General features: G+C 48.0%; 15 protein-coding genes. 6 read left to right on the forward strand and 9 right to left on the reverse strand.

Features of this window, described 5'->3' with window-relative positions; genetic code table 11:
• Positions 1-12 precede the first annotated feature (12 nt).
• Positions 13-903, reverse strand: a complete 891-nt coding sequence (locus GRP75_RS11890) for an L-lactate dehydrogenase (protein ID WP_160789402.1) — start codon at positions 901-903, stop codon at positions 13-15.
• A 537-nt stretch (positions 904-1,440) separates the two neighbouring features.
• Here GRP75_RS11890 and GRP75_RS11895 point away from each other — a divergent pair.
• The 3 genes from GRP75_RS11895 to GRP75_RS29685 all read left to right on the forward strand — a co-directional run bounded on the left by GRP75_RS11895 (position 1,441) and on the right by GRP75_RS29685 (position 3,463).
• Positions 1,441-2,265: a MerR family transcriptional regulator gene (locus GRP75_RS11895; RefSeq protein WP_160789403.1), complete on the forward strand. Its 825-nt coding sequence runs from the start codon at positions 1,441-1,443 to the stop codon at positions 2,263-2,265.
• Between the two features lie 142 nt (positions 2,266-2,407).
• Complete coding sequence (locus GRP75_RS11900) at positions 2,408-3,229, forward strand: serine/threonine protein kinase (protein ID WP_160789404.1); 822 nt, start codon at positions 2,408-2,410, stop codon at positions 3,227-3,229.
• A 114-nt stretch (positions 3,230-3,343) separates the two neighbouring features.
• The gene (locus tag GRP75_RS29685) at positions 3,344-3,463 is read left to right on the forward strand and encodes a hypothetical protein (protein ID WP_013369112.1); all 120 of its coding nucleotides are present in this window, start codon (positions 3,344-3,346) and stop codon (positions 3,461-3,463) included.
• A gap of 179 nt (positions 3,464-3,642) precedes the next feature.
• Here the strand turns inward: GRP75_RS29685 and GRP75_RS11905 are convergent, their stop codons facing one another.
• The 4 genes from GRP75_RS11905 to GRP75_RS11920 all read right to left on the reverse strand — a co-directional run bounded on the left by GRP75_RS11905 (position 3,643) and on the right by GRP75_RS11920 (position 7,698).
• Positions 3,643-3,828, reverse strand: coding sequence for a hypothetical protein (locus tag GRP75_RS11905; protein WP_071559410.1), 186 nt, complete (start codon positions 3,826-3,828; stop codon positions 3,643-3,645).
• 92 nt (positions 3,829-3,920) lie between these two features.
• Positions 3,921-5,468: a gluconokinase gene (gene gntK / locus GRP75_RS11910; RefSeq protein ID WP_160789405.1), complete on the reverse strand. Its 1,548-nt coding sequence runs from the start codon at positions 5,466-5,468 to the stop codon at positions 3,921-3,923.
• A 41-nt stretch (positions 5,469-5,509) separates the two neighbouring features.
• Complete coding sequence (locus tag GRP75_RS11915; RefSeq protein ID WP_025722432.1) at positions 5,510-6,871, reverse strand: GntP family permease; 1,362 nt, start codon at positions 6,869-6,871, stop codon at positions 5,510-5,512.
• A 131-nt stretch (positions 6,872-7,002) separates the two neighbouring features.
• Positions 7,003-7,698, reverse strand: a complete 696-nt coding sequence (locus GRP75_RS11920) for a GntR family transcriptional regulator (RefSeq protein ID WP_069290934.1) — start codon at positions 7,696-7,698, stop codon at positions 7,003-7,005.
• 193 nt (positions 7,699-7,891) lie between these two features.
• On the opposite strand from GRP75_RS11920, the gene map reads away from it, so the two are divergent.
• A complete protein-coding gene (gene map / locus GRP75_RS11925) occupies positions 7,892-8,638 on the forward strand; it encodes a type I methionyl aminopeptidase (protein WP_023986734.1) in 747 nt (248 codons plus the stop codon).
• Between the two features lie 318 nt (positions 8,639-8,956).
• Here the strand turns inward: map and GRP75_RS11930 are convergent, their stop codons facing one another.
• From GRP75_RS11930 to GRP75_RS29690, 3 genes are all read right to left on the reverse strand, one after another.
• Positions 8,957-9,454: a CcdC family protein gene (locus GRP75_RS11930; RefSeq protein WP_023986735.1), complete on the reverse strand. Its 498-nt coding sequence runs from the start codon at positions 9,452-9,454 to the stop codon at positions 8,957-8,959.
• Positions 9,455-9,619: 165 nt separating this feature from the next.
• On the reverse strand, positions 9,620-10,096 hold the full coding sequence (locus GRP75_RS11935) for a disulfide oxidoreductase (protein WP_023986736.1): 477 nt from the start codon (positions 10,094-10,096) through the stop codon (positions 9,620-9,622).
• Positions 10,080-10,232 (reverse strand): hypothetical protein, encoded by a 153-nt coding sequence (locus GRP75_RS29690; protein WP_237448996.1) that lies wholly within the window; start codon positions 10,230-10,232, stop codon positions 10,080-10,082. The genes GRP75_RS11935 and GRP75_RS29690 overlap by 17 nt, the downstream gene beginning before the upstream one ends.
• A gap of 99 nt (positions 10,233-10,331) precedes the next feature.
• Here GRP75_RS29690 and GRP75_RS11940 point away from each other — a divergent pair, with 99 nt between their 5' ends.
• Positions 10,332-10,958, forward strand: coding sequence for a nitroreductase family protein (locus GRP75_RS11940; RefSeq protein ID WP_023986738.1), 627 nt, complete (start codon positions 10,332-10,334; stop codon positions 10,956-10,958).
• Between the two features lie 105 nt (positions 10,959-11,063).
• Here GRP75_RS11940 and mprF read toward each other — a convergent pair whose 3' ends face one another.
• Positions 11,064-13,706, reverse strand: coding sequence for a bifunctional lysylphosphatidylglycerol flippase/synthetase MprF (mprF, locus tag GRP75_RS11945; protein WP_160789406.1), 2,643 nt, complete (start codon positions 13,704-13,706; stop codon positions 11,064-11,066).
• A 212-nt stretch (positions 13,707-13,918) separates the two neighbouring features.
• Between mprF and GRP75_RS11950 the strand changes: the two genes are divergently transcribed.
• Positions 13,919-14,333, forward strand: a 415-nt coding sequence (locus GRP75_RS11950) for an AAA family ATPase (RefSeq protein WP_160789407.1), incomplete at its 3' end; no start/stop codon positions are given.

The following is a 14,333-nucleotide window of genomic DNA, read 5'->3' on the forward strand; positions in this document are numbered from 1 at the left end:
GTCGAACTTGGCTTATTCCTCCGGACTTAGCTCCAGCTCGATGACCTCTTGAATTCCTCTGCTGCCGATAATCGCCGGAACGCCCGTGCAGACATCGGTGTGTCCGTACTCGCCGTCCAATACAGCAGAGCTCGCTATAATTTTACCATCATCATTTAAAATGGAACGAGTAATGTACGCCAGCGCATTGGCAATACCAAAATAAGTGGCGCCTTTGCGGGTGAAGATCTCCCAGCCTGCATCCCGAGTTTTACGGGCAATGTCGTCCAGATCGACGTGGCTGAATCGTTCCTTATGCTGACGCAAAATGTGTAAAAGCGGCTTGCCGCCAATCGTGACGTGTGACCAGGCAACGAATTGGGATTCGCCATGCTCGCCAAGCGCATATCCTTGTACGCTGCGCGGATCTATGGAAAACACCTCAGAAAGCAACGTCTTGAGTCGGGATGAGTCAATGGAGGTGCCCGTGCCGATCACCTTGTTGCGCGGCAGACCGGATATACTTTGTACCATATACGTTACAATGTCGACAGGATTAGCGGCAATGACGAATATACCGTCGAAGCCACCCTCCATAATCGCGGTTACAATCTCTCTGGTAATAAGCACTGCGTCATCCAGCACAGATAGGCGGTCTTGACCCGGTTTAGGGTTGGCTCCAGCCGTTATAATCACAACGTCCATATCCGTGCAGTCTGCATACGTGCCTGCACGTACCTTGGTACGTGTGGACGTAAAATCCATACAATGGGACAGATCCAGTGCATGGGCCAAAGCCCGATCATACGTGCGGTCAATCATCATGATCTCATCACAAATGGACTGATTAACCATTGAGTAGGCACAGCTCGAACCGACCATTCCCGCGCCGACAATAGCTACTTTCCTTGCCTTCCCCTTCATCTATGTTGCCTCCTCGTTCCAGCGAACGTTAATATGCTACAAATTATGCCTGAAATCCATTTTACGTTACATAACATAACATATTGCTGATCTTTTGAAAATATCCATTTTTTTGTCTCCATTCTGGAAAATTAAAAATGAACTGTAAATAGAGGTGTCTTTCTAGGATTAATTGTAGAATGAACGTAAATTATCAATACTTTTACTGGAAGGTAGGAGAGGACGTTTCAATTTATATTTAAGGTGACCGCTGTATAAATTATAACATGGACCATGTTGATGGAAGGAATAGTGCCATAGAAATCATGAAAGTGTGACATTTATGTGACGTACTTTAAAGAGTTTCAAGGACATACTTGAACGGAAGTATGCTCTGCAATGTCGTTTCTTGTATATTTACAAATATTCCGTTATGACAAAGGTTCTTAGCAGTCTGCAATATTAGAACATTTTTGCCAAAGGGTTTCCAATGGTTTTCGCGAATTCTACATATACAAGCTAATTTCTTTCCATACCATCCGGGGAGGTAATGATTAAATGGAAGAAAGCAAATCGACGACGGAAGCAGCAAAGCAGTTGGGAATCGGGGCGAGTACCCTTCGTAAATATGCAGCGGCGCTGGAGGAGCAAGGGTATGTGTTTCAGCGTTCCGCGAATCAATCGAGAATGTTCAGTGCTGAGGATGTTGAGTGCTTGAAGGTGATGCGAAGGGCATTGCGTGAGCAGCATATGACGATGGAGCAGGCGGTTCAGGTGGTGCTTGAGAGAGTGACCGCTCCCTTTCAAATGGAGGATGAGGAATTCCGCTTGCCACCCATCTCGGATGCTGAGTCACTGACCGCAACTTGGGAAGAAATAATGGCGGCGGCTGAGGGCAGGGAAGAGACGGTCATGCAGGCGCAAGCTGCTGCTACGGTTGAACTGACAGAGTTACAGGATGAAATGAATGCTCAGGAACTGTCAGAGGAACCCATGTTGCAGCTACAGTCGCAGGAGGAGTTCCAGACTTTGGCATCTACCATTGAGTATAGATTGGAACAAGCACCTGTATCCGTACAAACGCAGGAGTCCGTAGAGCCACAGGAACTGGCGCAGATGCAGGACATGGTGCAAAACGCTTTGTTGGAAATGCGGAGCCGTTTGGAGGAACTGGAAGCAGAACACAGCCGTTTGGTGGAAAAGAATATCAATCTGTCTAACCAACTGGAGGATCAAAAACGCTGGATGAAAGAAAGGATCGACGAAGAACGGGACCGGCAGTTAATTACGAATTTGCGTACCTACCAGGGTAGGCAACGAAAATCGCGCAGTTCGTTGTTGTCCTGGCTTGGTCTGACACCGCGCAGACGCAGAGAGGCATAACCAGCATCTTTTCTGATAAAGACCATCAGACCTTCCCGGTTCTGATGGTCTTTTATCGTGGATGGTATAATAACGGAATACAAGAATACGAACAAGCCGCATAAGAAACGTTGCTGCGGCATGTAGAGGAAAGGATATAAGTATGTTTGCTTGGTTGCGGAACGCATTTGAATCATGGATGGATTATCCGAAACAGCCTGGTGACTTGCTGAGCGGACGTTATGATGTTTGTTCGCTTTTAGGCATGGGGAGCTATGGTCTGACCTATCTCTGTTTGGATCGGCACAGCGGACAAGAGGTGACGGTGAAATTGCCCAGACCGAGCAAACGGACGAAGGCAGTTCAGCTATTGCAGCGAGAGGCTCATATTATGCGGCAGATGGAACACCCCAATATTCCGAAGCTACTCGAAAGTGTCGAGCATTCGAACGGAATAGTTGTGGTCATGGAATACATCTCTGGCATGACGCTAGAGGAGCTTATATTTGAACAGGAGCGTTCCTTTACAGAACAGGAATGCGTTGTCTACATTTTGGAGTTAATGGAGCGAGTTCTGTATGTGCATGAACGGGGCTATATCCATCGGGATATCCGCATTCCCAATGTGATTCACCGCGAGGGGAAGCCTTACCTGATCGACTTTGGTCTTGCTCTGGCGGTGGGAGAGCGACAGGAGGATGTATTTACCGAATCCACGCTGGAAAAGCGCGCACCCGAGCGACAGGATGTCGCCGTCTACAGCGATTTGTACGATGTCGGACATTTAATGCTTTTTATGCTGTATAGCAGTTACGAGCCTCAGCCGGATCAACCGCCAGCAAGCTGGCAGGAAGAATTGAAACTGAGTTCACCTGTGCGTCATATGCTGGAGCGTCTTTTGCAGATTCGGCCACGTTATGAGAATAGCCGACAGTTTATGCAAGAGCTGGAGGAAGCATTGTTGCTGCTTGAGATTAACCCATAGATAGTCCCTAAAAATAAACAGGCATTCGCCGCAAAAATGGGGGAATGCCCCCCTTACGCATTTGACCAGGTCTACATACAATGATTCTGTAAATGAGCGAAGGGAGTGTTGTAAATGAGTCATATGTGTGGAGTAGGCGGTATGGGTTGCGGCGTAGGAGCATGGACCTCTGTAGGAGCGATTCTTGTTCTGTTTATTTTGCTGGTGATCATCTCTAAAACCCTGTTTCTGTAATTTCGGTCATAACCGATTTCCTGTAAAATGCACAGATGTTGCCCTGCATAACGAAGGGCGCACAACAATAAAGCGAAGGCCCTTGAGATGAGAAGGGTCTTCGCTTTATAGGGTTTGAAGGAGCCTGTGGCATGCTTCTTGTGGTACGCTCTATTCCGTCGCTACTTCTTGTTGTTTGGCTAAGAACTGGAGTAATGACGGCGTTTATCTTTGTAATATCGGTGCCCATTGTGGCTATTCTTGTAACCGTCTGAAGAAGAATGGTGTTTACGTTCACGTTCGTAATAACGGTCTGAGCTGCTGTATCGCCGCTTATGAGAATGAGAGGTGGAATGTAGCAGGCGGTGCAGTAATTGTTTAAGCATCGTCTAATCCTCCTTCTTACCCTGCCCAACTGACATAGACAGGTTTTTATAAAAAGGTAATACGCAGCAGCGTTAGAACAGGTTCCACTAATTTAAGATTGTAGGGACTTGGCCTGAAATTCCGCAATATCCTTGAACTCTTCTTCGAATTTACGTGAAATGCGGATATAAATCGGTAGTAAATCGCGATAAATCTCCACGTGTTCTGCTACAGGTTTGTGCTGGTGAGTGGTACCGATCATACCGGACACAGCATCCAGCGAATCAATCCGTCCCAGCGCGTACAAGCCCAGAATAGCTGCGCCCAGACATGAGCTTTCCAGACTTTCGGGGATAATGACTTCCTGATCGAAAATATCCGCCATGAGCTGTCTCCATAGCTCCGAGCGTGCAAATCCACCAGTGGCGTGAATGACTGACGGTCTGTCGATGACTTCTTCCATGGCGAGCATGACGGTATACAAATTGAACAGCACACCCTCCAGAGCGGCGCGAATCATATGCTCTTTTTTGTGACGCAGGGACAGACCGAAGAAGGAGCCGCGAGCATTTGGGTCCCACAGGGGCGCACGTTCACCGGATAAGTATGGAAGAAAGAGCAGACCGTCGGAGCCAGGACGTACCTGTTCCGCAATTTGGGTCAGCACATGATATGGATCAAGTCCCAGTCGTTTGGCCGTTTCCACCTCGGAGGCTGCAAATTCATCCCGGATCCAGCGGAAGACTATACCTCCATTGTTCACCGGGCCGCCGATGACCCACAGCTTTTCGGTTAAGGCGTAACAGAAAAAGCGCCCTTTGGCATCCGTGAGCGGCTTATCAACTACGGTACGGATGGCTCCGCTGGTGCCGATGGTAACCGCGACAACTCCAGGTTTGATCGCATTCACACCGAGGTTGGACAAGACACCGTCGCTGGCCCCGATCACAAAAGGAGTCGTCTTCAGTAGACCCATGTCATGCGCATAGGTCTCATCCAGCCCTTTGAGCACATGAGTTGTCGGCACCAGCTCGGATAGCTGTTCCTTCGTCACACCTGCAATGTGCAGTGCTTCCTCGTCCCAGTCCAGCTGCTGCAAATTCATAAGTCCGGTTGCAGAGGCAATCGAGTGGTCCACGACATATTGGTGGAATAACCGGGCAAAAACGTACTCCTTAATGGAAATGAATTTATACGTCTGGGCCGCAACATCCGGTAAATCCCGTGTAATCCACATCAGTTTCGTTAGCGGTGACATGGGATGGATGGGCGTTCCGGTACGTAAGTAAATGTCGTGTCCGTTGTATTCATGTTTGAGCGCTTCGGCCCATTTGGCGCTACGGTTATCTGCCCAAGTGATGGAGGCGGTCAGCGGTTTGCCGTTCTTATCCACCGCCAGTACACTGTGCATGGCCGAACTAAAGGAGACGAACAGCACATGCTCGGCTGACACTCCGCTTTGTTTCATGACCTCTTGCACCGTCGTTACGACAGCTTTGAAAATATCTTCCGGGTCCTGTTCTGCCGCATCCGGCTCAGGTGTATGGAGCGGATAGCCCACATGGTGCTGGGCGGCAATATTGCCGTTTTCTTCGAAAAGCACCGCTTTGGTACTGGTTGTGCCGATATCGACGCCGATCATATATCGGGTGTCTGTCATATTCAATCTCCCCTTCACTTACCGTTATTAGCTCATTATCGTTAAATTAACACACTCAGCAGCATAATCAAACCGAAAGCGACCAGGGAGAGGATGGTTTCCATAACGGTCCATGATTTTAGAGTCTGCGGAACCGTCATATTGAAAAACTCTTTAATCATCCAAAAACCGGCGTCATTCACATGAGACAAGATCAGCGACCCTGCTCCTGTAGCAAGGACGACCAGTTCGACATTCGCGCCGGGAGTAAGTGCCAGCACAGGTGCGACAATACCGGAGCCTGTCGTCATCGCGACTGTCGCTGATCCAGTGGCTACACGAATGAGCGCAGCGACCAGAAAAGCAAATACAATCACATTCATATGGGCTCCTGTAGCGACCGCTGCAATGGCCTGACCTACACCGCTGTCGATCAATACCGTTTTAAATGCACCGCCGCTCCCGATAATTAAGATAATAGAGGCTGTTGGTGCCAGACATTCACTGGTAAAACGGGACAAGTCCTCTTTCTTTAGACCACGTGCATAGCCTAGCGAGAAAAAAGAGAACACGGCCGCAATCAGCAATGCCATAACCTCATCACCAATGAATTTGAAAAATACAGTGAGCGGATGTGTATTGGCCGGGTCTACGATTTCAGCGACTGATCCGCTAAGCATTAGAATAACAGGCAACAAAATAGTGAACAGAGTAATCCAAAAAGGAGGCAACGACCGTCCCGTCGTATTTCTGAACTGCTCGTCCAGCCTCTCGGAAGGTCTGACCATGATTCTTTTGCCAATCCAAGCGCCGAAGACCGGGCCTGCAATAATGGCGGATGGAATGCCCACGATGAGTGCATATCCTATCGTGCGTCCAATATTGGCGTTAAAGGCTTCAATCGCGATCATCGGAGCCGGGTGGGGCGGTAAAAGGCCGTGTACCGTCGATAGTCCTGCCAGCATTGGAATACCGATTTTCAGCAGAGACATATTCATTTTACGGGCAACCGTGAACAGGATGGGAATTAATAAAATAATACCAACCTCAAAAAATACTGGAATACCCACGATAAAGCCTACAATCATCATCGCCCAATGAACGCGTTTTTCACCAAAACGATCCATCAGTGTGGTCGCGATGCGTTCGGCACCGCCGGATTCTGCCATCATTTTACCGAGCATGGTGCCTAAACCGATCACGATGGCGATGGAGCCGAGCGTACTGCCGAGCCCCTTGGTGATGGAGGCAGTAACTTCATGTCCCGGCATCCCGTTAACCAGTCCGAGAAATACCGACGAAAGCAGCAGTGAAACGAAGGGATTCCATTTGAATTTGGCAATCAGCAAAATCAAAAGAATGACGGTAACTAGCGCCCATATGAGCAGGGACGCGTTATGACTCAAGCCGAGTAATGTGTTCATGAAGGTATGCCTCCTTATTCATATAATGTAGCTAAATGTATACTTGTCGACAACTTTAATGTAAAAGAGAACCGCGCCAGCAAGAAACGCATGAAGCGCGGTACATCGACTCTTTGTCACGCATGTTGCGGCTAGGACGATGTCTTTCTGTAGGGAGACAGAACGCTATCGTTAACCGCGTTGCGGGTATCTCGGTAATGATCCTCAATAAATCCCGATAACTCCTGAGCATTCCCTTGACTTAAAGCGTTTGCAAAGGTTCGATGTTTGTGAATCGTGACTTGTGATTCTTCGATGTTGGACGCAAATCGTTGTTCTGTCGCAGCTAACATGACCGTCAGGATTAACTGTCTCATACCGTTCCAGGTATGAAGAATACGGGTATGGCCTGCTTCCAGAACCAGAGCCTCATGAAAATTAAAATCCTGAAGAGAAAATTCAACGACATCCCTGTACTTGAGAGCGACTTCCATTTTGTCAATCATCTGATTCAAAACAGTCACCAATGTGGCATTATCACTATGTACATACCTTTGTACAACAAAATGCTCAATCAGCATTCGCACATCGAATAGCTCCTCCATATCACCGGGTGTCATGCCGACGACAACCGCCCCCATGCGTTCCAAACGGATCAGTCCTTCGCCCGAGAGTGCCTTCAAGGCTTCACGCACCGGAGAACGACTGGTACCAAAATCGGCAGCAATCTGATTCTCAGATAGCACAGTACCTGGCGTCTGAATACCCCGTATAATCTGAAGCCGAAGTTCACAAGCAATCCTTTCCCCAAGCGATGCGCCCTGTAACCAGGTTGTTGGATATTTCATAGGATACTCCTATCTTGGAAATAATTTTGCATACTGGTATACAAGTTATGGAGTATTATATACCCCGTTTAAGATCCTTGTAAACGGTGTCAGTTGACATCGGTTCCATTTCGCTGCTTTTAGCGTTACAATAGAAGCAGAAAAAAGAAGCAGTGAAAAGTGGAACGAACACGGAAAAGAAGGAGACCGTTTAATGATTATCATTAAAACCAAAGAACAAATTGAAAATATGAAAAAAGCTGGAGACATTTTGGCTGCTTGCCACCGGGAGATTGCCAAAATGATCAAGCCAGGCATTACGACACTGGAAATCGACGCTTTCGCAGAATCCTTTATGAAGAAACATGGCGCAACACCGGAGCAAAAGGGCTATAACGGCTACCAGTTTGCAACATGTGGCTCACCTAACGATGTGATTTGCCACGGCTTTCCGAATAAGACACCGTTGAAGGACGGGGACATCGTGACGATCGACATGGTTGTGAATCTGAATGGCTGGCTGGCAGATTCCGCTTGGTCGTATGCGGTAGGTAATGTGTCTGAGCAGGCGCAAAAGCTGCTGGACGTTACCAAGGAATCACTGTATAAAGGGATTGAGCAAGCTGTTATCGGTAACCGGATCGGAGATATTTCCCATGCGATACAAACCTATGCGGAAGCGGAAGGCTTCTCGGTCGTACGCGAATTTATTGGGCACGGCATCGGGGAAGAGATGCATGAGCAACCGCAGGTTCCACATTACGGACCGCCGCACCGTGGACCACGCTTAAAAGAGGGCATGGTCATTACTATTGAGCCGATGCTCAACACAGGCACATACCGCAGTAAAATTGATGCCGACGGCTGGACCGCACGCACGTTGGACGGCGGCTTGTCTGCGCAATACGAGCATACGCTGGCCATTACAGCAGATGGTCCGATTATTTTGACCCAGCAATAAAGCAGGCATCCATCGGTAGCATACAGACTAACGGGTTGAATGAGCTAGACATGTTACAGAAAAAGGGGCTGTCCAGAGGACGGTCTCTTTTTCTATAAGCATCCGCTGCATGTCCGTTCCAGTCCCAGGCATGTTCAGGCAGATCGAATGCTGTACACTGCGAAGACAGAGGGACGCAATCGAGTAGCTCCTTTTTCCGGAATGCATAATGTAGACCTGATAGACCAAAAAGACCAAAAAGACACGGCTCCTGTTAGGAGAACGTGTCTTTTTGGTCTATACAGCAACATGCGAGCATGCATGTTAAAAACCTGTTTGTCAGATGCGAACTTCCGCCTCGTTCGGAACGAACTGACGATATTGGAAATACATACGAAGCCGCCAGTGTAACAAGGTCCCGAAGGCTAGGATGAAAAATAGCCCTGCTGTCTGCGGAATGGTAATGTAATGCTGAATAAATTCATGCAACAGCAATCGGATGATCAGCAGGCTGATCAGGATAAAAAAGAAGGTACGTGAGCGTTGCACGAAAACCAGCCCTTCTTGCAATTCAAATTTGGTGCTGCGGATCAACGGGTAAGAAAAAATAAACCAGCCGACCAGAAAAGCGCCTAGCGCCCAAAGCCAGGGAACCCGTACTTCCGGCACCACAAACATCATAAAACCGGTGCTCATGCCGAGCGGTGGGATGATGATTTTTTTGGCATTAATCGGGCGATGACCTGTCTTCATACGGATGAAAATAGCCGATATAGCGATTAAGATCATACCGAAGGTTGCGCCATATTGCAGCAATGGGGTGCTAATATGAAACATGGACTGGCCCCCTCTATAAGGAATATAAGCGTTATTGGACAGACTGCAAACCTTTTACATTATAGCACACATGCAATGGATATATTTAGTTACAGTCTTTCCTTGGGCAAGCGGATTATACGCCTCTTGGTGGTAACGGGTCCTATAATTAGGTCTCTTTCATACTTATGCGAGTTCCTTTGCTTGTACCTCTCCTTGAGCTGATTTTTTCTCCTGACGCATGATATAACCCATGGCTGCAATAATAAGGATAAAGGCGATCAGTGCGAGAAAAGGAATGGTGATAAAATCGAACCAGTTCAGGTAATCCTGTTCACAGGATACTCTGCCGCAGGAAGTTGAAGTTTGCGCAGCTGCTTTGGCGGCTGCATGGATGCGCTGAATGATAAAATGATAGGCCGCAATCGCGCCTCCAATGATAGCCAACGGCATGACGTAACGACGTATCCCCGAATCTCCTCGAAAATATGCAATTCCGAGCAGAAGGGTCAGGGGATACATCAGAATGCGCTGAAACCAGCACAGCTTACAAGGCTCATACCCCAAAATCTCGCTGAGATACAGACTGCCCAATGTGGCCACACAAGCTACAACCCAGGCGGCAAACAAAGCAATATCCGTTTTTTTAAACGATCCAATCATAGTAACGCTCCTTTTTTAATTCAAATGAGAACAAAATGAACTCACCCGTGTCTTGTCCCATCGGCAGGCATATGCCGATATGTATGTCTTTATCCGTATTGTACTGTATTTTGAGTGCAGGGTCATACTTAAACATATTGACATCATTCACTATCATTTTTATAATTGCAGTAGTTTGGGAAGTTAATGAGGATTCAAGTTAGATATATATTAAGAAATTAGGAGAGTGCCTAGAATGTCGAGCAGTCCAAAAAATGAAACCCTATCTACTATTAGTGAAAGACACGCGGTAAAGAGCTATGTTAAGGATTTTAAATTGCCAGAGGAAGATTTGGAGGCTATTTTGACTGCCGCGATAGAAGCTCCTTCCGCTTGGAACCTTCAACATTGGAAATTCCTTGTCATCGAAAGCGAAGCGGACAAGCAAAAATTGCTACCTATCGCCTACAATCAGGGTCAAGTAGTGGAAAGTTCCGTTACGATTGCCGTATTGGGTGATTTGGAAGCGAACCGCAACACCGTCATTTATGATCAAGCGGTAGAAGCAGGCGCACTGCCAGCGGAAATCCGTGACGCATTGGTAGGTCAAATCAACGGCGCGTACCAAAACCCGCAAGTAGCTCGCGATGCCGCCATCCTGAACTCTGCTTTTGCAGCACAAAACATTATGCTGGCTGCTAAATCTCTGGGCTACGACACTTGCGCAATGGGCGGTTTCATTCCAGCACAATTGATCGAGCAATTCAATATTCCGGCACGTTACCTGCCAACCCTGCTTATTAGCGTAGGTAAGGCACAAGTACCAGCACGTCCATCAGGACGTTTCCCACTGTCTGAAGTTGTTGTAAAAGGTAGCTTCTAAGAAGATTTGTGAATGTAAAAGGGTGTTCCTGCAACCGTTCGTGGTTGGGGAACACCCTTTTTTACGTCGTGTTAGGTGTCAAAAGCCTTTTGGTTAGCCCTTTGTTTAGTCCGAGCGTTTGGACACGAGATATACCAGCTCCAGCGTCAGGATCGGTAGAAAGACAGAAGCCGGATAGGCCAGATAACGCGGCTCCCATTGCGGCTTGAACTTATCCTTAAAGCGCCGAAGCCCCTGAAAGCCGTAAAAATGTCCCCCGTATTGAAAAACAAGTCGAGCCAGCTTTTCCTCGCGCAATGCCTTTTCGCTTTGCCCTACCTGGGACAGCGGTGCCATTCCCAGATTAAATGTCGCATATCCACTCTCCTTGGCCCACTCAATGACCCGTGTGAATAAATAATCCATCGTGCCATTTGGCGTGTCAGGCAAGTGGCGCATTAGGTCAATGGAGACCGTCCGTCCATGATCATAGGCAGGGGCCATCGTAGCGAAAGCGATAACTTTTCTTTCAGAGTCCTTTAGCAATGCAATCGGTGCCAACTGAAGATAGGGCTCTTTGAACCAGCCGAGTGAATATCCCTTCTCCTTGCGCCCGTCCAGCCAAATATTCGAAACATGACGCATCTCCTCAATCAGTGACGCCTCTAGAGGCGGTTGGATGATTTCGAATGAGTAGCCATCGCGGTCAAAGCGGTTTTTGGCGCTACGTAGCGCTTGATTGCTTTTGCCCGTCAGTGTAAAGGATTCCAGCGGCACCAGTGCTTCCTCGCCCAGTTTGAAAAAGCGATAGCCGTTCTCGTGATAGATGGACAAATACTCCGGTGATGCCTGATAAAATACAGCCGTTAATGCATACCGATCTGCGAACCGCTGAAATTCCTGAATCGCTTCACTCACGCGTTCTTTTGGACCGAGTGGGTCACCTAATACAATCAGTTTGTCCCGACTGCGAGCATAGGGAATGACGACCTGTTCATTTTTGGTCCAATACAGATATTTATCGCCCAGAAAAAGCATGTGGGAAACGAGATTACCACCCTGTCGTTCCAAAAATTCTTTTAGCTTATCCAGCTCCTGCGCGTCGGGTAGATTGCTGATACCACGCTGAGGCCGAAGAAAGAAGTACACCGTCAGGAATACCCATGCCAAAATCAGACTAAACACGGCAGTAACTCCGTAATCGCTGCGGTTCATAAAAAAGTCCAGATGAACCTTGGCGTGCAAATGGCGCATAAACGGAGTATTGGAGCCTGCCCCAATGATAAAATAAGCCCCGGTTACAAGTAGAGATAATCCGCCCCATATTAAAATATTGTGCCGATTCAGTGGTGCACTGACCCGATAAAACCGCGAGCGCGAGATCCATAGCATTAACGCCACGAACAGTAGGAATAAGGCTTCTTCAAAATCCAGACCTTTAATGAAGGTGAAAATGGCGCCGGCCAGCAGCAATATCAATGTCAGTCGTAATGCTCTGCGAATACGTAGAGAGATTCCGTGGGACAGGACGACAAGCATAATCCCGATGATGACTGAGATTTCATGCGACAAGCGCATGACGGGCAGGCTGAGCAAATGCTCAGCAAAACGGAGCCGATATAATAGACCTGGCGTAGCTGCCGACAAAAGAAGCACCACGCCGGAGATGAGTACCAGCTTACCAAGCGCCCATACTCCTAGATCTGCCAAAAATCGGAATTGACCAGGCCAACCCCATACCTTCTGCCACGCATTAAGGGAGTAGTCCCAGCCCGTCTCAGCTAGCTGATTCAGGCGCTCGTTACGCGGAATCATTTCCAGCGCGGCTAATACCAAGCCGATGAGCCACGGGATGATGTAATAAAAGACACGAAAGACCAGCAGCACAGCCAGTGCCCGATCTGAGTTGGCTCCCGCCATTTGCAGCCCGAGCAGGGCAATGATGTCGAATGCCCCGACCCCTCCGGGTGCAAGACTGATCAACCCGGCAATCGCGGCTATTACATAAATACCGAACACAGCATGCATCGGCAATTCATGGAGCAAGTGCGAGCCGATCCATGCAAAGGTAAGGCCAGCCAGCAGCCATTCCAGCAGGGAAGCACTGATGGAAGCGGAGATGGTGGACCAGGAAAGCTGTCCTTCTCCCTTGTTGAACCATGTGGAGTACCGTTTGGAGCGCTGCATGATCAGAAATAGCGGCAGGTACAATGCCATTCCCCACAGCGCCCATTGAAGCCACGGATGAGCATCCAGTACAGGCTGTACCGGATACAGATGGACAATGGCTCCCCAAGCCAGCAAAGATAGTCCGGTAATGACGACTGGCGAAAGAAATACGACCGCAGAGGTGATGACACCCAACGGCACCCCGCTTTTTTTATACAGCACTGTGCGAAGTCCCGCTCCTGTAAAGCCTGCAAAACCAAAGACATTATTGAAGGTATTGGAGATCCAGGCATAGCGAAATGTCGTTCCAGGCTTGACCTGAAGCTTGAAATGATGCCTGATTACGTAATCGTATGCGCTCATAGCCGCCACGGCAGCTAGTGAGAACAAGCCAATCTCGATCAGAAAGGTGGCATCCATTCGCCGCAGCTCATGAAGCATACGCGCCAGATTAAAGTCTTTTAGTTCTCGTCCGGCCTCCCATATAATAAAAGCCAGTACAGCCAGTGGTAGCAGAATACGTGTCAATCGTTGCCTGTAGACGGTCATCACGAACTGTACGATTTTAAAGGATTGAATCGGTTTGTGATTAGATTTCATAGATTCACCTGCTTGGAAAAGAATGAGATGTACACGGAATGAAGTGCTTAGATTTCATGCCCGATGAACATTACTATATATTATACCTGTAATAATCGTTTGAATAACAACAGAAGGGTTACGAAATGGGGTTTCAGTTTGATTGCTGTAAATAATTCCAATATAATGATGGAAAACCTAGTGAATTGCTTGGCAATGGAGCTGAACTGGACATGAGTATATGGGATCGTAATCTTTTTATACGTCGCCTGGAGCTGATATGGCCTCCAGATGCTGACAAGAGCCAATATCCGTTTAACTTAAAAGCCTTACACCAGTGGAATGAACTTAAATTCCATCCTTCCGTTACCTATATTATTGGAGAAAACGGTGTAGGTAAATCGACGCTTATGGAGGCAATCGCGGTCGCGTGGGGATTTAATCCAGAGGGCGGTACTAAAAATTTTAATTTTTCTACACAAGCCACGCATTCCTCACTGCATGAGCATATCCGGCTGGTGAGAGGGATAGAAAAGCCGAGGGATGGCTTCTTTTTCCGGGCGGAAAGCTACTATAATGTGGCGACTCATATCGACGAGCTGGATCGCGAAGGTGGAGGCCCACCTATTCGAAACTCCTACGGAGGCA

It is taken from the genome of Paenibacillus sp. OT2-17 (assembly GCF_009827695.1).
Taxonomy (GTDB): Bacteria; Bacillota; Bacilli; order Paenibacillales; family Paenibacillaceae; genus Paenibacillus; species Paenibacillus polymyxa_B.